The following is a 19591-nucleotide window of genomic DNA, read 5'->3' as shown; positions in this document are numbered from 1 at the left end:
TAACGGTGCAAGAACAATCGGAGCACTCCGCTAACGGGGCAGTGGTGGTCACCGGCGGAGGTAGTGGTATCGGGCGTACCATCGCTGAGCGTTTCGCCCAAGCTGGCGAAGCGGTTTTAATTTTCGATCACAACGAAGCAGCCGCCGAGCAGGTAACAGCAGATCTAAAAGCAGCCGGGCACCGTGCTGTGGCTTTTGTCGGTTCAGTGAGCAATGAGGACGACGTATCTGCTGCGTTCGAACTTGCAGAAGCAAGCTTTGATGGTGTCAAGACATTAATCAACAATGCTGGTATCTCCGGTAATTGCCCAACCATTGAACTTAGTCTTGGCGAATGGCAGCGCAATATTGACGTAAATCTGACGGGGGTTTTTTTATGCTCCCGTGAAGCCGGTCGCCGCTTAATTAAATCAGGCAAGCCGGGGGTAATCATCAATATGGCCTCTATGTATGGCGTAGTTGCTGCACCTAATCGAATATCTTACTGCAGCACAAAGTCTGGAGTGGTGATGATGACGAAGACGCTAGCACTCGAATGGGCCAGCGCCGGTATTCGAGTTAATGGCATCGCACCTGGATATGTGCATACCGACCTTACTCACGAGCTAATTAAGACAGGTCGCCTGGATGCCGAGGCGCTTAATCGTCGTACGCCTTTAGGTCGCTTCGGTACGCCGGAAGAAGTGGCAGACCTCGCATGGTTCCTAGCCTCCGATCAGTCTCGATTTATTACTGGTCAAGTTGTAGGCGTCGATGGTGGCTGGTCTGCCAATGGCTATCTTTGATTATTTGTGAGGAGAACTCAGCATGCCCCGTATCAATACATTAAAGTCAGACGCCGCTTGGCGTGAGCTCATTACCACCGACAAAGACTGGAAGGCTGCTGACGCCCAAATGCTTAGTAGGTTGTTAGTGAACATGCACCTAATAAGGGCCTTCGAGGAGAAGGTGTTAGAGCTAGTTGGTCAAGGGTTAGTGCACGGCCCTGCCCACTCGGCTATCGGCCAGGAAGGAGGTGCCGTTGGCTCAGCGCTACTAATGCGAGTAAGCGATCAAGTTAATGGATCGCATCGCGCTCACCATCAATTTCTCGCCAAAGCGCTGCACTACGTGAATCCTGAAGACTTAGATCTATCTGCGCCTGTAAATGAGAAAACACAATGGCTGCTGCAAAAGACACTCGCCGAAATACTGGGCTTGGATCAAGGCTTCTGCCGCGGTCGTGGGGGCTCCATGCATCTACGCTGGGCCGAGGCAGGTGTACTGGGCACTAATGCAATCGTTGGCGGCGGCGTGCCTTTCGCTGCAGGAGCGGCCTGGGCGCATCGCCATGCTGGGACAGGGGATGCTGCATTCACTTACTTCGGTGACGGTGCGGTCAATATCGGCTCCGTGCTTGAGACTATGAACTTGGCTGCAGCGTGGAAATTACCGCTTTGCTTTTTTATTGAGAACAACCGTTACGCAGTCTCCACGATAGTCGACGAGGCTACTGCTGAAACGCGGCTGTCTGCACGCGGTCAGGCCTTTAATATTCCATCTTGGAAAGTCGACGGCATGGATCCGCTTGCTGTCTATCTGGCTACCCAGGAAGCGATGGAGGTGATGCGCAAAGGTGATGGCCCGACCATTATCGAAGTCGATGTTTATCGCTTTTACCATCAGAACGGCCCGATGCCGGGCAGCGCCTTTGGCTATCGAAGTAAAGAAGAGGAAAAGGCTTGGCGCGAGCGTGACCCACTCGATCTAGTCGCCGCCAAGATGATTGAACGCAAAATGATTGATAAAGGCGATGTACAAAGTCTTCGTCAACAAGCACAGCAAGCGATGGAAAAGGCTGCCGTTGAGCTACTTGATATGAGTGGTAAAAAGCCTGCGATTCACGACCATTTGTGGCCTTCACGAGATTTCGTTGATGCGCTCGTACGTGGCGATCTATCTGAGTTCGACGGCGTTCATTATGCGGAACAAGAACATTTCAGCGGCAAACTTGAAGAGTGCAAGTTCATTGATGCTGTGGCAGGCGTAATGAACCGCCGCATGGAGCATGATGAACGTATTGTTGTGATGGGCGAAGACGTACACCGTCTCAAAGGCGGCACCAATGGCGCCACTCGTGGCCTGTCAGAACGCTTCCCCGACCGCTGCTTGGGTACTCCCATTAGCGAAAATGCCTTCGTCGGTCTTGGTGGCGGGCTCGCCATGGACGGCCGCTACCGCCCTGTAGTTGAGTTCATGTACCCCGACTTCATGTGGGTGGCCGCCGATCAAGTATTTAACCAAATCGCCAAAGCCCGTCATATGTTTGGCGGAGATGGCAGCATGCCGTTGGTGTTGCGCACAAAAATCGCCATGGGCTCGGGCTACGGTTCACAACATTTAATGGATCCTGCTGGCATTTTCTCCACCTCACCGGGTTGGCGCATCGTCGCCCCCAGTACTCCCTATGACTATGTGGGTCTGATGAACGCAGCCCTCCATTGTGAGGATCCGGTGTTGGTCATTGAGCACATCGACCTCTACAACGTAAAAGGACTCGTGCCGACTGATGATCTCGATTATTTCGTCCCACTAGGCAAGGCCAAGGTGTTGCGTGAAGGTAAAACAGTAACCGTACTGAGCTACCTCAATATGGTGCACCAAAGCTTGGAAGTAGCTGAGCGTTTAGGCGTCGACGCGGAGATTATCGACCTGCGCAGCCTTGATCGCGACGGCCTCGACTGGGAGACCATTGGCGCAAGTATCATGAAAACCAATAACGTGCTGATCGTCGAACAGGGTTCAGTAGGCACATCCTACGGCACCTTGCTGGGTGACGAAGTCCAACGCCGTTTCTTTGACTACTTAGACCAACCCGTACAACGCGTACACGGCGGTGAGGCCTCGCCGAGTATCTCGAAGGTGCTTGAGCGCGCGGCCTGCGCCGGATCCGAAGAAATCGAGGATGGGCTTCGTCGGGTGCTGGCTGAGCAGGGACGGCCACTGTAAGGCCGTCCGCGTTATGGCCTGCAGCTTGATTGGTGAGCTTCAGGATCGCACACAGAAGGGTATTGAGGAATTCCACACATGAAAATGGTCGCACCATTGGAAGTGGGCATTTGCTGCCAAAACCTTGAGGCACTCAAGCGTTTCTACATTGAGCAACTAACATTTGCAGAAATCAGCTACTTCAAAATAGCCGCTGATAAAGCAGGCGATACCGGCCTAACCAAGGGCGCCTATAAGGTTGTGCGCCTACAGTCCCCCTACGGCGAGCGTCTCAAGCTGTTGGAGCCACAGACTGCGCCCGTTGCCGCCAATCATAGCGATACCATCCTTGAACAGAAGGGAAATGTGTATTTGACATTTATCGTTGATGACCTTGCGGCAATGCTGGCCAAGCTGAAAAAGAACGGTGCTGAGTTGCTCAGCGGCGAAGAAATCATTGAGGTGCGTCCCGGTACTTGCCTGATATTCGCCCGCGACCCCGAAGGTAACATCATAGAGTTTGTCGAGTACTCCGACATCCTAGGCTATCGACCTGACTTAGTAGGAAAATAATTTATGGCTACTGAAATTTTGATGCCTTCCCTGGCGGCTGGCATGGAAGAAGCCACGCTGATGCGTTGGCTAAAGCATGAGGGCGATGCGGTGGCCAAGGGCGACGTCCTTGCCGAAATAGAGACCGATAAGGCTTTGATGGAGATGGAGTCCGAGGTCGACGGTAAGCTGGGCCAGATTCTTGTGCCCGCGAGCCCTGATGCAGTGCAGGTGGGCACTCTCATCGCTGTCGTACTGGATGAAGAGGAATCCACCTCAGTACTGGACTCCTATCAAACCGCGCAAGCAGCTACCCCACAGTCGAATTCGGTTGATTATTCAGTCAGTCAGTGTCCAGAGCCAAGCACGACAACGGTTCAGAGCTCGGAGCAACACAGCGCGTCACTATCACAAACATCGCAAGCCCAATCTAGTGACAATGCTGGGCGGATTTTCGCTAGCCCGTTGGCGCGTCGTTTGGCCGACCAGGCTGGTATTGCGCTGAGTAGCCTGACCGGCAGCGGCCCGCGCGGGCGCATTGTACGATTAGACGTCGAGCGCGCTTTACAACAACCACACGCTGTAACCGCAGCTGAGACCACGAGTCCCGATGCTACTACACCGCAGAGCGGTGCCGATGCCAGACCGCAGGGTGGAACCGATGCCAACGTTGAGCGTATTCCCAATAGCGGCATGCGTAAGACCATCGCTCGCAGACTATGCGAGTCAAAGCAAACCGTACCGCACTTCTATCTAACAGTGGATTGCCGATTAGATGAACTGTTAGAACTACGCTCTAAACTCAACGTGAATGGCTCACAAGCCAAACCAGCGTACAAGCTGTCGGTGAACGACTTTATAGTGTTCGCCGCCGCCAGGGCACTGCGCCGGGTACCCGAGGTTAATGCCAGTTGGACTGAGTCTGAAGTAATTCGGTACTTCGACGTTGATATCAGTGTGGCCGTGGCCACCGAGAGCGGACTGATAACACCAGTAGTGCGCGAAGTAGATCGTAAGGGGTTAGCCGAGATCACTACCGAAGTACGCTCGCTGGCAAAAAGGGCTCGTACCGGGAAGCTGTCTCCCAGTGAGTATCACGGCGGCGGTTTCACCATATCCAACCTAGGTATGTACGGCATCCGTGAATTCAGTGCGATTATTAACCCTCCGCAGTCAGCCATACTGGCGGTAGGGGCGGTCGAGAAGCGTCCAGTGGTCGTAGACGAAAAGCTCGCTATCGGGAGCATGATGACCCTGACCTTATCCGCTGATCACCGCGTCGTAGACGGCTCCGTTGGTGCTCGGTTTTTGGCCGAGCTTAAGAGCTTGTTGGAAGAACCAATTAACCTGCTGGTGTAGAAACGATGCAAAACTATCAAGTAGTTGTGATAGGAGCCGGCCCTGGTGGTTATATGGCTGCCATACGCGCGGCACAGCTTGGGCTAAAGACGGCTATTATCGAGCGCGCTGAGCTAGGAGGGGTGTGCCTTAATTGGGGCTGCTTACCAACGAAGACTCTGCTCCGCTCGACCGAGATCCTGCGCTTAGCCTGTGAGGGCGCTCCATACGGGCTAGTGCTTGATTCAGCACCGCGCTTTGATCTGGCTACCGCAGTCAAACGCTCACGGGACGTCGCTAAACAGCTCAATCGTGGCGTACATGGGCTAATGAAAAAAAACAAAGTAACAGTAATGACCGGCCATGCCCGCCTGCTTGGCAAAGGTAAGGTTGCCGTCGTCGACGCTGGTGCTGAGCAGGAAGTGCAGGCCAAACACATCATCCTTGCCACCGGAGCTCGTGCACGCGCCATCCCTGGTTTCGAGCCAGATAATGAAACTATCTGGACAGCACGCGAGGCGATGGTGCCAAAAGCCTTACCAAAGAGCATAACCGTCATAGGTGCTGGCGCCATCGGCGTCGAGTTCGCCAGTTTCTATTCAACGGCGGGTAGTAAGGTAACGATCCTAGAAGCCGCAGATCGTATTCTCCCACTCGAGGATGCCGAGATATCTGACATGCTGGCTGAACACCTGCGCAAGCAGGGTATTGAGATTTACACTGGAGCCTATGTGGAGAATCAGAAAACGACAACTTGCGGTGTTAAAGTCAATTTCACGAAAAGCGGCAGCCCCCTGTTCGTTGAATCCGAGAAAGTAATACTAGCCGTGGGCATTACTGGAAACGTCGAAAGCTTGGGCCTAGAGAATACCAAGATCCAAATTGATCGCACGCATATCACCGTTAATGAACATTGCGAGACTGACGAGCCCAATATCTATGCCATCGGTGATATCGCAGGCCCGCCGTGGCTTGCTCACAAAGCCAGTCATGAAGGTGTAATGGTTGCAGAGCTTATCGCTGGTGTAGAAGACGTGCATATTCTTGATCCTAAGTCTGTTCCCAGTTGTACCTATTGCTACCCTCAAGTTGCTAGCGTCGGGATCACAGAAGCACAGGCGCTAGAACAAGGCTTCGAGGTGAATATTGGGCGCTTCCCGTTTATCGGTAATGGTAAAGCGCTATCGCTCGGCGAGTCTGATGGTATGGTGAAGACCGTCATTGATAAGAAAACCGGGGAACTCCTTGGGGCCCATATGATTGGTCCTGAAGTGACAGAGATGATTAGTACATATGCGTTGGCTCGAACCCTGGAGACTACAGAAGTTGAGTTAATGAGAACGGTGTTCCCACATCCGACTCTTTCTGAGGCTTTACACGAATCAGTATTGGCTGCATACGGGAGGGCGCTTCATATCTAGGAAGCTAAGCAGTGAATGCGTGTACTTGCTGTCGCTATTTCTATTAGCGAAAGTTGCGCTGAGTACGAAATCTTTGAAAAAACGATATAATACTTTCCCCTCAGAGCCTCATGACGAGTAAGAATTAAATCGAGGGTGCTTGGTGGTTAACGGCAATGGCAAGACTAACCCTATCATTTCATTGCTCTAACCAAGAGTGTAGTTCTTACTTCGGTGACTTAACCAGCACCGGTGAGCACCGCAGTTTAGTAGTAGCTGATAAGTTTGACCCAAGCATACTGCCCAGTAGCGTGCTGCTATTGCATCATGAGTGTCAGCAGCTTATTGATTGGCGTAGCAAGACTCTGCGCAATTCGTTGCGATAACGAGCTTGAGAATCTTAGTAGCAAGCTCACTGAGTGGGCCTAGAAGGGATATAGTAAGCTAACACATATTCAGCCTGGAAAGTCACAACAAAATGCTTATATTAAGCGCTACAATCGCATGGTGCGTTACAACTGACTGAGCCATTATTTATTCGACACAATCGCCGAACGTTCTGGGCTTGCCAGTGGCTGGTTTTAGGGTTAGAACAATGAATGGCCGAATATAACATTGTGTTGTATGTCCCCCAGGCAGAGGTAAGCTCATGGCTGTTGGTAGCTAACCTCTGCTTGTCAGGTAGGGGACCTGGATTCATAGAATAACCGCAGCACTTCGGATCACCAGGTAGAGGCAGGAGAGCCAGCGCCAGTTGGCTAAGCGGGCGGATTGGGCGAGATCCTGCACCGGGTGGGCATCGAGCAACGGCCTACCGAGGTGTAATACCCGCGCCATATCGGTCATTGGAAGCGCGACACCTTACTCAAGGGTTACAAAGAATGCAGACTAGTGACTCTGGTCGAGAGATGCAGCGAATACCTCCTAGCCGCGCGCCTGCCAACAATCACAGCCTACAGGATCGGCCAAGGCAATGACTCGGTTATTGGCACCATGCCGAGGTGCACTGCAGTCCATTACCTTGTATAACAGACCGGAATTCGCCGAGCCCTGGAAGGTAGCCAAGGCCGTTTCGGCAACGACCTATTTTTGCGACACATACCACTCATGCCAACGTTACACCAATGAAAACACCAAAAGACTGATTCGCCAATATTTCCCGAAAGGGACTGACTTTCGTAAAGGTGAGTGACTCTGCTCTCAGAGAGATCGTTGCCAAGCGAACCATCGACCCAGAAAGCGCTTAGGATATCGGACACTGGAACAGGTGTTCCAGGCGAGTACTCAGTAGTGCTAAAAACCACAGTTGCTACACTTAATGTTTAAACTTAGTTGGTTACTAATCGTTGCGTTATGTTTTTTAGCTTGGTAGCTTCCTGTAATTTTCTCTCTTTAGATATGAGCTAATTCTATATGGTTATCACTTGATAATGGATAAAAAAAGGAAAAAAGTAACGCTAGAGGACGTTGCCAAAAAAGCTAATGTATCTTTGGGAACTGCATCAAAAGCTCTTTCTTCTCCTGAAAAGGTCAAGCCGGCTACACTGGAGAAGGTGCGGAATGCCGTTACCAATATGGGATATGTACGTAATGGTGTGGCACGTTCGCTGGCTGCTCGAAAAACTTGGCGAATAGCGGTGGTATATCCGACATTGAAAAATCCAATGTTTTCCAACTCCATTGATTCATTACAACAAACTCTGTTGGAAATGGGCTATCAATTGGTCATAGGAAGCCATGAATACAATCAAAAACAAGAAGTTAAAGTCCTTCAGGCATTGGTTGAAAGTAGTGTCGATGGTGTCATTCTGGTAGGTACTGATCATGATGAGGCTGTGTTTCAGATGATAGAAAGATATGACATCCCCTACTTGATGATGTGGTCGACGGATGAGACGAGCTATCCACATACCATCGGTTTCTCAAATCGGCAGGCATCTTATGATATTGCGAAGCACGTTATCGCTAAAGGACATCGAAAGGCGGCTATCTGCGGTGGTCCAGTAGAGGGGAACGAACGCTCTCGGCAACGAAGAGCTGGTGTACTTCAAGCATTTGAAGAAGCGGGCCTTCCTATTAAGCCTGAGTGGGTTATGGAAACACCTTTTTCCCTTGATGGGGGACGGGAGGCGATTAAACAACTGTTACAGATTGGTGAGCTACCGACTGTTCTGATATGTGGTACCGATCTACATGCCATTGGTGCAATGCACCAGTGTCAATTAAGTGGTATTCCTGTTCCCGATAAATTATCAATAACAGGCTTTGATGATATTGAGTTTGCGAGTGCAATGACGCCTGGATTAACTACAGTAAGGGTGCCTATGCATGGCATTGGGGTGGAGGTTGCACGCGCAATTGTAGCTATTATTGATAATGAGGGGGCAGGTGAACCGCTTGAATTGGATACGATGATCGTCGAGCGTGACAGCTTAAGGGCGCTAACAGACGCTGAAACATCGAGTTGCTGCTAAAGTTTAATACCACCATCGTTTTATTATGCTATAAATAAATTAAGAAGCAATTATGAATGAAGCAAAAATGAAGCGCTTCATTTTTTTAATTCTAATAATGAAGCGCTTCATTTTTTGACTTTCTAAGATTGCGCCGAATGTCAAAAAATCAACGAGGGCGAAAATAGAATGCACGATAACTACATCAATGGGGAGTGGGTCGGAGCTGGCGAAACTAAGCGCAATCTAAACCCTTCCGATACACGTGACGTCGTAGGCGAATATGCTAGTGGTGATGCAGTCCAGGCACGCCAGGCGATTGATGCGGCCAATAATGCCCTTGAAGCCTGGTCAGCGTGGACTTCTGAGGCACGTGCAGATGCACTTGATCGAATCGGTGATCGCATTTTGGCTGACAAGGAGCGCTTGGGTGAGATGCTCGCCCGCGAAGAAGGTAAGGTTCTGGCTGAGTCGATTGGTGAAGTCACTCGAGCAGGTAGAGTATTCAAGTTTTTTGCTGGCGAAGCCATACGCTTCGGCGGCGAATTTATCCCCTCTGTACGCCCCGGTGTTAGCGTCGAAGTGTCGCGCGAACCTGTTGGTGTCGTAGGGATCATTACCCCCTGGAACTTTCCTATTGCGATTCCTGCTTGGAAAATTGCACCAGCTTTAGCTTATGGCAACAGCGTAGTGTTTAAGCCTGCCGATCTGGTGCCTGGTTGTGCTTGGGCGCTGGCTAGCATCATTGATGAAGTCGGTGGACTTCCCAAGGGCGTATTTAATTTAGTGATGGGGCCCGGCTCCAAGGTTGGTAATGCACTGGTCACCTCGCAGAAAGTAAGTGCGATAACTTTCACGGGATCTTCGGCTACTGGCATGAATATAGCTGCAGAGTGTGCTGCCCGAGGTGCTAAGTTTCAACTTGAGATGGGAGGCAAAAATCCATTAGTTGTGCTTGACGATGCCGATCTAGAGCTAGCTGTTTCTACGGCTATCAACGGAGCCTTCTTCTCTACTGGCCAGCGATGCACGAGCTCGAGCCGCCTGATCGTTGAGAAAGGAATTCATGACAAATTCGTTGAGCGCATGCGTGAGGCCACGCAGGCGCTAAAGGTCGGGCATGCCCTAAACCCCAATACAGATATTGGTCCCGTCGCCTCCCAGGTACAGTTAGATCAGGACTTAAGATATATCGATGAAGCCAAACAAGCAGGATGTCGCTTGGAGGCTGGCGGTGAGCAGCTGTCTCTTGAAACACCGGGTTATTATCTGACTCCTGCGCTGTTTTCGCAAACCCGTAACGAGATGCCTATTAATCAAGAAGAAGTTTTTGGACCTGTAGCCACAGTAATAAAGGCCAATGATTATGAGCATGCATTAGAATTAGCTAATGATACTGTTTATGGATTGTCATCCGGTATCTGTACTCAGTCATTGGCCCGTGCGGCGCATTTCAAACGCCATTCCAGCGCGGGCATGGTAATGGTTAACCTTCCCACGGCGGGGGTTGATTATCACGTTCCGTTTGGAGGGAGAAAGGGGTCAAGTTATGGGCCTAGAGAGCAGGGTAGTTATGCTAAGGAGTTTTTTACCAATGTAAAAACAAGTTACACGCTTTCTCAAGGAGTCTAATGTGGAAATTACTGGTAAAACAAAAGTTTGTGCAATAATTGCAGACCCAATCCAACACGTTAAAACGCCACAGGGCTTTAATCGTCTCTGTGAGGAAATGGGCAAGGATGCCGTCTTGGTTCCAGTTCATGTGTCTAGTGAAGAACTGATTTCAGTAGTGAATGGCTTCAGGGCTATGAAGAACTTAGCCGGTTTTGTCATTACTGTGCCACACAAGACAACCGTGGCGAAATTATGCGATGAACTCAGCGATGATGCCGCCCGAATGGGAGCAGTTAATGTTATAAGACGCTCTGAAGATGGCAGGCTACATGGTGCCATTCTGGATGGTAAAGGATTTGTGGCTGGTCTTCGCGAAGAGGGAATCGATCCCGAAGGGTATTCTGCTTACTTAGTTGGAGCGGGGGGCGCTGCCAGTGCTATTGCGTACGCGCTAGCCGAGGCAGGGGTCAGCCAACTGACATTAGCTAACCGTACCCAGGAAAAAGCAGAGGCTCTTAAAGAGCGCCTTCGAGCAGCTTACCCGAAATTGTCTATTAAAATAGGAACGCGTGACCCTAAAGGGCACGATCTCGTTATCAATGCCACCTCGCTCGGACTAAAAGAGGAAGATCCACTTCCGCTGGATGTAGAAGGTCTGACGGAATCACAAATTGTTGCTGACATAATCATGGATCCAAAAGAAACATCTCTGCTGAAAGTTGCTAAGAGCAAAGGCTGTACCATTCAGTACGGGCTACCAATGCTCAAGAATCAGCTGAAGCTCATGGTTGAGACAATGGGGTTATAAACGTGTTGCGATTTCTTGACGAGCAGCAACGGGAAGCTTGGTGCAATGGGTAAATATGATTACGTCATCGTGGGCGGTGGCACAGCGGGATGTATATTGGCGAACCGCTTAACACAGTGCGGTAAGTATAATGTTTTGCTGCTAGAGGCGGGCGGGCCGCCTAAAAGTCCCTGGATAAAAATTCCGGCTGGATTTAGTAAGTTATTGACAAATAAAACTTATAATTGGAGGTTTGAGTCGTTCCCAGAGGTCGTCACTAATAATCGAGTGATATCAATCCCACGTGGTAAGGGATTAGGAGGCTCTACTTTAATCAATGGAATGATCTATGTACGTGGTCAGCCCGACGACTACGACCAGTGGGTAAAGGAAGGTGCTTTAGGCTGGGGGTGGCAAGATGTTGAGTCATACTTTAGGAAGCTAGAAAACTTTACCGAGGGCGGAGCAGCCCGAGGCAAGACTGGTCCAATGTACTTAGAGCGAGTCAAAGAGCGCTTTCCTATTTCAGATGCGTTTTTGAAGGCCGCAGCTGAAGATGGGCAATCGCTCAACGGGGATTACAATGACTCAGTGCAAGAAGGCTTCGGTTATTACCAAGTTACTCAGCGCAATGGCCAGCGGTGGAGCGTGGTGGATGGCTATCTGAAACCGGCGATGACACGTAGTAACCTAAATGTGCTGACTAGCTGTAAAGTTATGCGCCTAGAACTTGATGGAGGGTGTTGTACTGGCGTTACATACGAGCATGAAGGTAAGCGCAATACAGTAGCGGCTAGCCGTGAAGTGATCCTATGTGCTGGGGCTATACAGAACCCCCAAATTCTTGAGTTGTCTGGCATTGGAAACTCCAATGTATTAAAGAAGGCTGGCATCGAACCCAAAGTTGAATTGGCTGGCGTTGGTGAGAATTATATTGACCACTATGCTACACGTATGAATTGGCGGGTGCGAAATACTATTACTCTCAATGAAATGTCTCGGGGTGTGCGTCTGGCCAAAGAGGTAATGAAATACTTTACCCGCCGTAAGGGGATATTAACGCTTGGAACTGGATTGGTGCATGGGTTCATTAAGACACGGCCTCAGTTGTCTTCGCCTGATGCCCAGTTTTTCTTTGTACATGCCAGTTACGCAAATGCCGCTACTCGGGTTCTAGATCAAGAGCCTGGTATGACGATTGGAGTCACTCAATTGCGTCCGACATCCAGGGGAAGTATTCATATAGTGAGCGCTGATCTAAATACGGCGCCTTTAATAAAACCCAATATGCTAGCTACGGAAGCTGATTGCCAAACGTTGATAGATGGCATGAAAGTGGCACGGAGAATCGTTGAGCAGGCAGCCATGCAGCCATTTGTGTCTCATGAAATCAATCCCGGTAACGAAATACAGACTGACGCGCAGTGGTTAGAGTTTGCACGTGAGAATGGGCAGACGATTTATCACCCCATAGGTACTTGCAGGATGGGTAACGATACTGATGCAGTCGTGAGCCCTTCTTTACAAGTAAGAGGGGTAGAGAAGCTGACAATCGCAGACGCCTCAGTGATGCCGTCAATGGTTTCAGGAAACACTCAAGGAGCTGTAATGATGGTGGCTGAAAAGGCTGCTGATCTGATTTGTGCTAGAGCAGAATTAACGTAATGTGTAAGACCGCGCTTGCATGTGAAAAATTAGTTGAAAGCAATTCTTTTGGATAGAAAATGAAGCGCTTCATCTAGATGGATTTAGATCTTGATCACTAAAATACGTTAATTACTAATGATAATAATGGAGGGCATATGTCCCAAAGTTACGTGAAAAAAAAGATGAAGCAAGTCATGGCGGTTCAACCAGGTGGACCCGAGGTACTTAGAATTGTAGAGGGTGATATTCCGGTGCCAGGCCCGCGTGAAATTCTCGTTAAGGTGGCAGGAGCTGGTATCAATCGCCCAGATGTAATGCAACGTATGGGAGGCTATCCGCCCCCGCCTGGTGCTACGGATGTCTTTGGTCTTGAAATCAGTGGGAAGGTAATACAAGCAGGGAGTGAGGTGTCTCGCTACTCTGCGGGTGATGCCGTAATGGCGCTTGTGGCTAGTGGTGGTTATGCCGAATATGCGGTGGTGGACGAGCGCAATGCCTTGCCTGTCCCATCGACAATGTCTCTAGCGCAGGCAGCCGCCGTTCCTGAAACCTTTTTCACCGTATGGACTAATGTATTCCAGCGTGGCGGCCTCAAGGAGGGCGAAACGTTTCTGGTTCACGGCGGCACATCAGGTATTGGTACAACAGCCATACAACTCGCGAAGGCTTTCGGCGCGACCGTGATCGCTACGGCGGGTAGCGAAGAAAAATGCCAGCAGTGCCTCGCACTGGGAGCTTCCAATGCAATCAACTACAAAACTCAAGATTATGTAGAGGAGGTGAAGAAAATTACGAATGATCGTGGTGTCGATTTGATTATTGACATGGTTGGGGGTGATTACCTCAACCGGAATATGGAAGCTGCTGCGGAACATGGTCGTATTGTACAGATCGCCGTCATGAAAGGGCCTGAGGCCTCTATCAATGCTTGGCTTTTGCTGGCCAAGAAATTGTGGTTAACAGGGTCGACATTGAGAGCTCGTTCTATCGAGGAGAAGCAAAAGATTGCCGAGGAGCTCGAGTCTCGCGTTATGCCGTTGTGGAATGAAGGACACTGCTTACCAGTGATCGATTCCACATTTGCTTTCGGGGATGTGGGTGAAGCACACCGCCGTATGGATGCTGATCATATCGGCAAAATCGTGCTGACTTTTGAATAACAACGGAAGTAATTTTCAGAGGAGAGCAATATGCCAAAAACGATTATTGCAAGAATTCGCTGATGAAAAAGCATTTTTGTCTGCAAATACTATGTGCCTGAGGTGCATGCCTTAATTAAAGATTCTTGGAATACAGTAGCGCTATAAAAATAGTTAATACGCTATATTATTAATAATTAGGAGTATTAGGCCATGAAATATAATCACAAATTGCGTCGTACTGCCATTAGTAGTGTCATTGCTACAGTGGTGCTGGGCAGTATTTCTACCTCTGCAATGGCTGAGGTTAAATTTGGAGCTCTTTATCCTTTAAGTGGTGGGCTCGCCTTGCTTGGTGAAGAAAGCTATCGCGGTCTCGAACTGGCAGTCGATCAGATTAACGAGAATGGCGGCGTACAAGGCGAGACTGTAGTACTTGAAACAGGCGACGCCGTGGATAACAACCAAGCCATTGGTGAAGCGCGTCGCTTAATTTCTCGTGAAGATGTTAAAGCAATCTTTGGTACTTATGCATCTTCACGCTCAATTGCTGCTTCTCAGGTTGCTGAAATGAGCAAAGTGCCCTACTTCGAATTAGGGGCCGTCGCCGATGATGTGACAGATCGTGGGCTGAATTATGTCTATCGTACAAATCCCACTGCTTACCATATGGCGGAAACCATAATTGAAATGTTGGTTAATGGTATTGCGCCCGAAATGGATTTAGAGCCTTCAGAGCTTCGTATCGGGATCATCCATGAGGATTCCAACTATGGTTCGTCGGTAGCCAAGCACCAGCGTACTTTTGCCGAGCAAGAGGGGCTCAATATCGTCATGGAAGAACATTATCCCGCTTCATCTGTGGATATGTCTTCTATTGTACTGTCTTTACAAGACAATGAAGTCGATATCGTTCTGCAAACATCCTACCAGGATGATTCTGTACTGTTCCTCCGCCAAGCTAATGAGCGGGGTTATCAACCCAAAGCAATTATTGGGGGCGGTGGGGGGTATTCCATGACACCCACTGCAGAAGCTGTAGGGGATGATATCATTGATGGTGTATATGATGTTGATTTTACACAATATAATATTAATCCAGACTCTGCGCCAGGCATTGAAGAGTTTGTTTCAGTGTATGAAGATAAATATGGAGAATCTCCGCGCTCTGGGCACTCTTTAATAAACTATACAGGGGCTCTCGCCATTCTGAATGGTCTTAATAATAGCGATGGGTTTACAGGAGAGGATATCCGGGATGCGATGACGGGTATTGATATTCCTGTTGGCGCCACTGCTGCTGGTATTGGCATCAAGTTTGGTGAAAACAACCAAAACGAACGCGCCATTATGATGGGAATGCAGTGGCAGGACGGAGAGTTGGTGACGGTCTATCCCGAAGAGGCCAGTGTCGCAGAAATGCGTATAAACCAATAATATTTTGAGGTTACCCAAATGGATTTGCTTTTTAGCTTAATCATTAATGGGTTAATGCTTGGTAGCCTTTATGCCATGGTCAGCGTCGGTTTGACGCTGATCTTTGGAATAACAAAAGTTATCAACTTTGCCCATGGCGAATTTATGATGATTGGGATGATGTTGACTTACATCATTACAACTTATCTTGGCATTCATCCGTATCTAACACTGGTATTTGTTGTTCCTTTATTGTTCTTATTAGGTATTGTCGTTCAGAAATATCTTATTGAACCACTAAAAGATTCGGATGAGCATATACAGATATTTGCGACGGTTGGTTTATCCATCGCAATGATAAATCTGGTGTTGATGCTTGCCGGCTCTAATAACTTTAATACGCCATCGAGTGGCTTGCGAGAAACGTTAGGCTTAGGGGCCGCCACCGTATTGACCGGGCAAATCGTTATTATGCTTTGCTCGATCTTCATGGTAGGGGGGCTTCACCTTTTCCTAACTAAAACGCAAATGGGCCGTGCAATTCGCGCAACGGCACAAAACCGAAATGCTGCACAGCTGATGGGCATTAATGTGTCACGTATCAATATGGTGACATTTGGTATCGGTATCGCTTGTGTTGGCATCGCTGCCGTTCTTCTTTCTCCCCTATACCCTGTCAATGCCCAAACGGGACAAAGCTTCGTTCTGATTGCTTTCGTCATTGTCGTTATGGGGGGATTAGGAAGCATCGCCGGGGCTTTTTATGCCGCTTTGATTATTGGCCTAGTGGATGCCTTTGCTGGTTTCTACCTCGGTTCATCACTGAAGGATGTGGCTGTATTTGGCATCTTTCTGTTGGTGCTAATCTTCCGTCCTTCAGGGCTGTTCGGCAATGCCAGAAAACTGGCACACGTGTCTTGAGAGGCATTGTGGCATCACCGGAGTAAGTTTCATGAACAATAAGACAGCATCCCTGACATCGGTGAGGGGTAGCGGGGGCGTAATGCAACGACTCCTAAACAACAAATTACTACTGTTCATTACGTTAGCCAGTCTGATGATCATCCCGATCGTGGTCGGCGATGATTATATCTACCATATCTTTATTACCATCTGTTTGTTTGCGGGGCTTTCGACCGCCTGGAATATCGTTGGTGGCTATGCGGGTCAGCTCTCTCTAGGGCATGCCATCTATTATGGCATTGGGGCTTATACGGGCATGCTGATGCTCAATGCTGGGGTTTCCCCCTGGATCAGCATGTTTGTCGGGGCTGTTCTGGCCGCGGGAGTGGCAGTGGCTATCAGTTACCCCTGCTTTAAACTGCATGGTCCTTTCTATGCTTTAGCATCCATTGCTTTCCTGGAGGTTTTCCACGTTATTTCACTGAACTGGGTCGGGTTGACCGGTGGCGCTAATGGCGTAATGGTTCCACTAGAGCTTGGTTGGAGCACCATGATCTTTTCGGAACGACTACCTTCTCTGGTGATTGTCTTCGGTTTGATGTCGTTCGTACTAGCGGTTTCCTGGGCAATTCGTCGTAGCAAATTAGGTTTTCAATTGGTGGCGACGCGTGAGCGTGAATCGGCTGCCAGGGGGGCTGCCATCCGGACAGTACATGTTCGTCTTTATGCGGCAGCGATTTCGGCAGGATTGACAGCCATGCTGGGTACCTTTCATGGCTCTTACCTAACGTATATCGAACCTGAATCAGCCTTCAATTTGACGTTTTCTATACAGATCGTTCTGTTTGCTCTCGTGGGTGGTCTAGGCACTGTTTTTGGTCCTCTCTATGGCACGATTCTACTGGTGCCCATCACGGAACTAGCGCGGGGCTGGCTGGGTTCAAGCGCCATTGGGCTCCATGGTTTTGTTTACGGTGTCGTGCTAATTCTGGTTGTACTGTTTATGCCGGACGGCATCATGAGCATTTTCCAGCGCTATTTGCCGACCTCTAAAGGCCGCCGCGTAGATGCTCGTGACGAGAAAAGCACTAATCAAGTGCACTTGAATGACGTTAAGAAATCTGAGCGTGCTCCGGTGGGTGAAGTGGTGCTCAAGGTCCAGCACCTCGATAAACACTTCGGCGGTTTGCATGTTACTAACGATGTCTCCTTCAATCTGCATAAAGGAGAAGTGCTAGGCATCATCGGCCCTAACGGTGCCGGCAAGACGACCGTCTTTAATATGATTTCTGGCTTCTTAAGTGCTGATTCTGGTTCGGTTGAAGTGCTCGATGAAAACGGTCATTTCATTTCCCCAAAAACACCAGGAGCCTTTGCTAGAAGTGGGGTTGGCCGGACCTTCCAGATTGTTCAGCCCTTTGCGGCCATGACGGTGGAAGAGAACATTATGGTAGGTGCCTTCTATCGTTTCCGCTCGGTCGAGGAGAGTCGTAAGGTGGCGCGTGAGATTGCCTATGAGCTTGGTCTATCTCGGTTTTTGGATGAGGAAGCTAGAAATCTTCCCATTGGCGGCCTCAAGCGTCTTGAGGTGGCTCGTGTCATGGCAATGCGGCCACGCATCCTGCTGTTAGATGAGGTGATGGCGGGGATTAATCCTGCTGATCTTCGCGAAGCCATTGAATTAATTAAAATAATTCGCGATAGCGGTATTAGCATTATTGCCATTGAGCATGTCATGCAAGCCGTCATGGAGCTTTCGGATCGTGTGATCGTCATTAGCTCTGGTGAAATCCTCGCACAAGGCGAGCCTGAGGAAGTGGTTAAGAACGAGGCGGTTATTGAAGCCTATCTGGGTAAGGAGGTAACAGATGCTTCAACTGAATAATGTGACATCAGGATACGGCGCTACCACGATCCTTCATGATTTGTCATTGGAGGTAAAAGAGGGGGAAGTCGTTACCATCGTAGGGGGTAATGGTGCTGGTAAGACCACCACCTTGAGAACGGTTTCTGGTTTGATTGAGACCACCTCCGGGAGTATCACTTTCGAGGGGGAAGACATTACTCACTTACCTGCCCATCAGGTGGTTGACCGCGGGATTACGCTGATCCCAGAAGCACGTCAGCTCTTTTCGGAAATGAGTGTGCTCGAAAATATTCAGATGGGTGCCTATCGGGCAGCGGCTAAATCTCAGTACAACCAGCGACTTGAGGAAGTACTGACGCTTTTTCCCCGTGTGAAAGAGCGCCTTCAGCAGCGAGCAGAATCTTTGTCGGGAGGGGAGCAGCAGATGGTTGCCATTGCCCGCGGCATGATGGCCTGTCCCAAACTGCTGATGTTTGATGAACCCTCCTTGGGCTTAGCGCCGATTGTGGTGTCGCAAGTATTTGAGGTGGTTAAGCAGATTGCTAAAAGCGGCACCACGGTACTGATCGTTGAGCAGAACGTGAACCAGACACTTAAGGTCGCGGATAGGGCTTACGTTATTGAGAACGGCAAGATCGTCATGAATGGTCAGGCTCAAGAGCTCATGGGCGATGACCATATTCGAAAAGCATACCTGGGGATTTAATTTATGACTCTTGATACTTCTTCACGCTATCGTCCTAGCCACGCTGGTCGACATGTTATCGTCACTGGTGGAGGTGCCGGTATTGGCAGGGCAATCGCCCTGGGCTTTGCATCACGGGGTGCTAACGTATCTGTCATAGATTGGTCAGCAACCAGTGCCCAAGAGGTTTGTGATGCTATCAGGTTAATGGAAAGGGGAAATGCCTTCGCGCTTGCGTGCGATGTTTCTGATTACGATGCAGTTGAACGTGGTGTGAGAGAGGCAGAAGCTTATTTTGGTGCTTCCGTCGATACCGTGATCAATAACGCAGGGATATCTCCTAAACATGAAGGCCTTCCTGCTTCTATATGCGACATGGCCCCAGAAGAATGGAATCATGTAGTGGGCATCAATTTGACCGGGGCTTTCAATACCATCCGAGCCGTAGGTGAAGGTATGCGTCGAGGCCGGTGTGGCTATATCGTCAATATGTCTTCTGTCGCCGGTAAGACGTATTCACCGGTAGTAGCGTGCCATTATGCTGCAACTAAGTCGGCAATTATCGGTTTTACTAAGCATTTAGCTGCAGAGTTGGGGCCGCATGGTATCCGTGTGAATGCGATCGCGCCAGGTCGGATTGAAACTCCTATGGTTCTAGCCGTGAATGGCGTTATCAATGATGAGCAAGTGCGATTGACACCTTTAGGGAGGCTGGGAAAACCGGACGAAGTAGCGGACTTAGCACTGTATCTGACATCGGATGAGTCTACCTTTATTACTGGCCAAACTATCGACGTAGCCGGTGGGCTTTACATGACGTAAT

At 49.5% G+C, this 19591-nt stretch carries 15 protein-coding genes and 1 pseudogene; all 16 read left to right on the top strand.

The window, feature by feature from the left end:
* The first annotated feature begins 5 nt into the window (after window positions 1–5).
* The 16 genes and pseudogenes from ACXUPB_RS19785 to fabG all read left to right on the top strand — a co-directional run bounded on the left by ACXUPB_RS19785 (window position 6) and on the right by fabG (window position 19590).
* A complete protein-coding gene (locus ACXUPB_RS19785) occupies window positions 6–785 on the top strand; it encodes a 3-oxoacyl-ACP reductase FabG (RefSeq protein ID WP_176304235.1) in 780 nt (259 codons plus the stop codon).
* Between the two features lie 22 nt (window positions 786–807).
* On the top strand, window positions 808–2988 hold the full coding sequence (locus ACXUPB_RS19780) for an alpha-ketoacid dehydrogenase subunit alpha/beta (protein ID WP_472954262.1): 2181 nt from the start codon (window positions 808–810) through the stop codon (window positions 2986–2988).
* A gap of 78 nt (window positions 2989–3066) precedes the next feature.
* On the top strand, window positions 3067–3540 hold the full coding sequence (locus tag ACXUPB_RS19775; RefSeq protein WP_472954259.1) for a VOC family protein: 474 nt from the start codon (window positions 3067–3069) through the stop codon (window positions 3538–3540).
* 3 nt (window positions 3541–3543) lie between these two features.
* Complete coding sequence (locus ACXUPB_RS19770; RefSeq protein WP_472954257.1) at window positions 3544–4878, top strand: pyruvate dehydrogenase complex dihydrolipoamide acetyltransferase; 1335 nt, start codon at window positions 3544–3546, stop codon at window positions 4876–4878.
* A 5-nt stretch (window positions 4879–4883) separates the two neighbouring features.
* Window positions 4884–6278 carry a dihydrolipoyl dehydrogenase gene (lpdA, locus tag ACXUPB_RS19765; RefSeq protein WP_472954255.1) on the top strand — a complete coding sequence of 465 codons (1395 nt, stop codon included), beginning with the start codon at window positions 4884–4886 and terminating at the stop codon, window positions 6276–6278.
* Window positions 6279–7019: 741 nt separating this feature from the next.
* Window positions 7020–7583: pseudogene (locus ACXUPB_RS19760) on the top strand (IS30 family transposase); the annotation flags it as partial.
* A gap of 104 nt (window positions 7584–7687) precedes the next feature.
* Window positions 7688–8731: a LacI family DNA-binding transcriptional regulator gene (locus tag ACXUPB_RS19755; RefSeq protein WP_472954253.1), complete on the top strand. Its 1044-nt coding sequence runs from the start codon at window positions 7688–7690 to the stop codon at window positions 8729–8731.
* 168 nt (window positions 8732–8899) lie between these two features.
* A complete protein-coding gene (locus ACXUPB_RS19750; RefSeq protein WP_472954251.1) occupies window positions 8900–10342 on the top strand; it encodes an aldehyde dehydrogenase family protein in 1443 nt (480 codons plus the stop codon).
* Window position 10343: 1 nt separating this feature from the next.
* A complete protein-coding gene (locus ACXUPB_RS19745) occupies window positions 10344–11132 on the top strand; it encodes a shikimate dehydrogenase family protein (RefSeq protein WP_472954249.1) in 789 nt (262 codons plus the stop codon).
* A 45-nt stretch (window positions 11133–11177) separates the two neighbouring features.
* On the top strand, window positions 11178–12776 hold the full coding sequence (locus ACXUPB_RS19740) for a GMC family oxidoreductase (protein ID WP_472954248.1): 1599 nt from the start codon (window positions 11178–11180) through the stop codon (window positions 12774–12776).
* A gap of 137 nt (window positions 12777–12913) precedes the next feature.
* Window positions 12914–13918, top strand: a complete 1005-nt coding sequence (locus ACXUPB_RS19735; protein ID WP_472954246.1) for an NAD(P)H-quinone oxidoreductase — start codon at window positions 12914–12916, stop codon at window positions 13916–13918.
* A 192-nt stretch (window positions 13919–14110) separates the two neighbouring features.
* Window positions 14111–15334, top strand: coding sequence for an ABC transporter substrate-binding protein (locus ACXUPB_RS19730; protein WP_472954244.1), 1224 nt, complete (start codon window positions 14111–14113; stop codon window positions 15332–15334).
* An 18-nt stretch (window positions 15335–15352) separates the two neighbouring features.
* Window positions 15353–16234 (top strand): branched-chain amino acid ABC transporter permease, encoded by an 882-nt coding sequence (locus ACXUPB_RS19725; RefSeq protein WP_472954242.1) that lies wholly within the window; start codon window positions 15353–15355, stop codon window positions 16232–16234.
* Between the two features lie 82 nt (window positions 16235–16316).
* Window positions 16317–18101 (top strand): branched-chain amino acid ABC transporter ATP-binding protein/permease, encoded by a 1785-nt coding sequence (locus ACXUPB_RS19720; protein WP_472954239.1) that lies wholly within the window; start codon window positions 16317–16319, stop codon window positions 18099–18101.
* Window positions 18085–18789: an ABC transporter ATP-binding protein gene (locus ACXUPB_RS19715; RefSeq protein WP_472954237.1), complete on the top strand. Its 705-nt coding sequence runs from the start codon at window positions 18085–18087 to the stop codon at window positions 18787–18789. The genes ACXUPB_RS19720 and ACXUPB_RS19715 overlap by 17 nt, the downstream gene beginning before the upstream one ends.
* A 3-nt stretch (window positions 18790–18792) precedes the next feature.
* Window positions 18793–19590 carry a 3-oxoacyl-ACP reductase FabG gene (gene fabG, locus ACXUPB_RS19710; protein ID WP_113270944.1) on the top strand — a complete coding sequence of 266 codons (798 nt, stop codon included), beginning with the start codon at window positions 18793–18795 and terminating at the stop codon, window positions 19588–19590.
* Window position 19591 lies beyond the last annotated feature (1 nt).

Source organism: Vreelandella sp. DA03-1M, from assembly GCF_055725665.1.
Note: the sequence above shows the minus strand (reverse complement) of the source record. Positions and strands in the feature narration are given on the sequence as shown.

Bases quoted from the DNA above. Each gene is read 5' to 3' on its own strand.
- ACXUPB_RS19735 (WP_472954246.1), top strand. From the start codon at position 12,914: ATGTCCCAAAGTTACGTGAAAAAAAAGATGAAGCAAGTCATGGCGGTT.
- ACXUPB_RS19730 (WP_472954244.1), top strand. From the start codon at position 14,111: ATGAAATATAATCACAAATTGCGTCGTACTGCCATTAGTAGTGTCATT.
- lpdA (WP_472954255.1), top strand. From the start codon at position 4,884: ATGCAAAACTATCAAGTAGTTGTGATAGGAGCCGGCCCTGGTGGTTAT.
- ACXUPB_RS19715 (WP_472954237.1), top strand. From the start codon at position 18,085: ATGCTTCAACTGAATAATGTGACATCAGGATACGGCGCTACCACGATC.
- ACXUPB_RS19755 (WP_472954253.1), top strand. From the start codon at position 7,688: ATGGATAAAAAAAGGAAAAAAGTAACGCTAGAGGACGTTGCCAAAAAA.
- ACXUPB_RS19775 (WP_472954259.1), top strand. From the start codon at position 3,067: ATGAAAATGGTCGCACCATTGGAAGTGGGCATTTGCTGCCAAAACCTT.
- ACXUPB_RS19720 (WP_472954239.1), top strand. From the start codon at position 16,317: ATGCAACGACTCCTAAACAACAAATTACTACTGTTCATTACGTTAGCC.
- ACXUPB_RS19725 (WP_472954242.1), top strand. From the start codon at position 15,353: ATGGATTTGCTTTTTAGCTTAATCATTAATGGGTTAATGCTTGGTAGC.
- ACXUPB_RS19740 (WP_472954248.1), top strand. From the start codon at position 11,178: ATGGGTAAATATGATTACGTCATCGTGGGCGGTGGCACAGCGGGATGT.
- ACXUPB_RS19770 (WP_472954257.1), top strand. From the start codon at position 3,544: ATGGCTACTGAAATTTTGATGCCTTCCCTGGCGGCTGGCATGGAAGAA.
- fabG (WP_113270944.1), top strand. From the start codon at position 18,793: ATGACTCTTGATACTTCTTCACGCTATCGTCCTAGCCACGCTGGTCGA.
- ACXUPB_RS19780 (WP_472954262.1), top strand. From the start codon at position 808: ATGCCCCGTATCAATACATTAAAGTCAGACGCCGCTTGGCGTGAGCTC.
- ACXUPB_RS19750 (WP_472954251.1), top strand. From the start codon at position 8,900: ATGCACGATAACTACATCAATGGGGAGTGGGTCGGAGCTGGCGAAACT.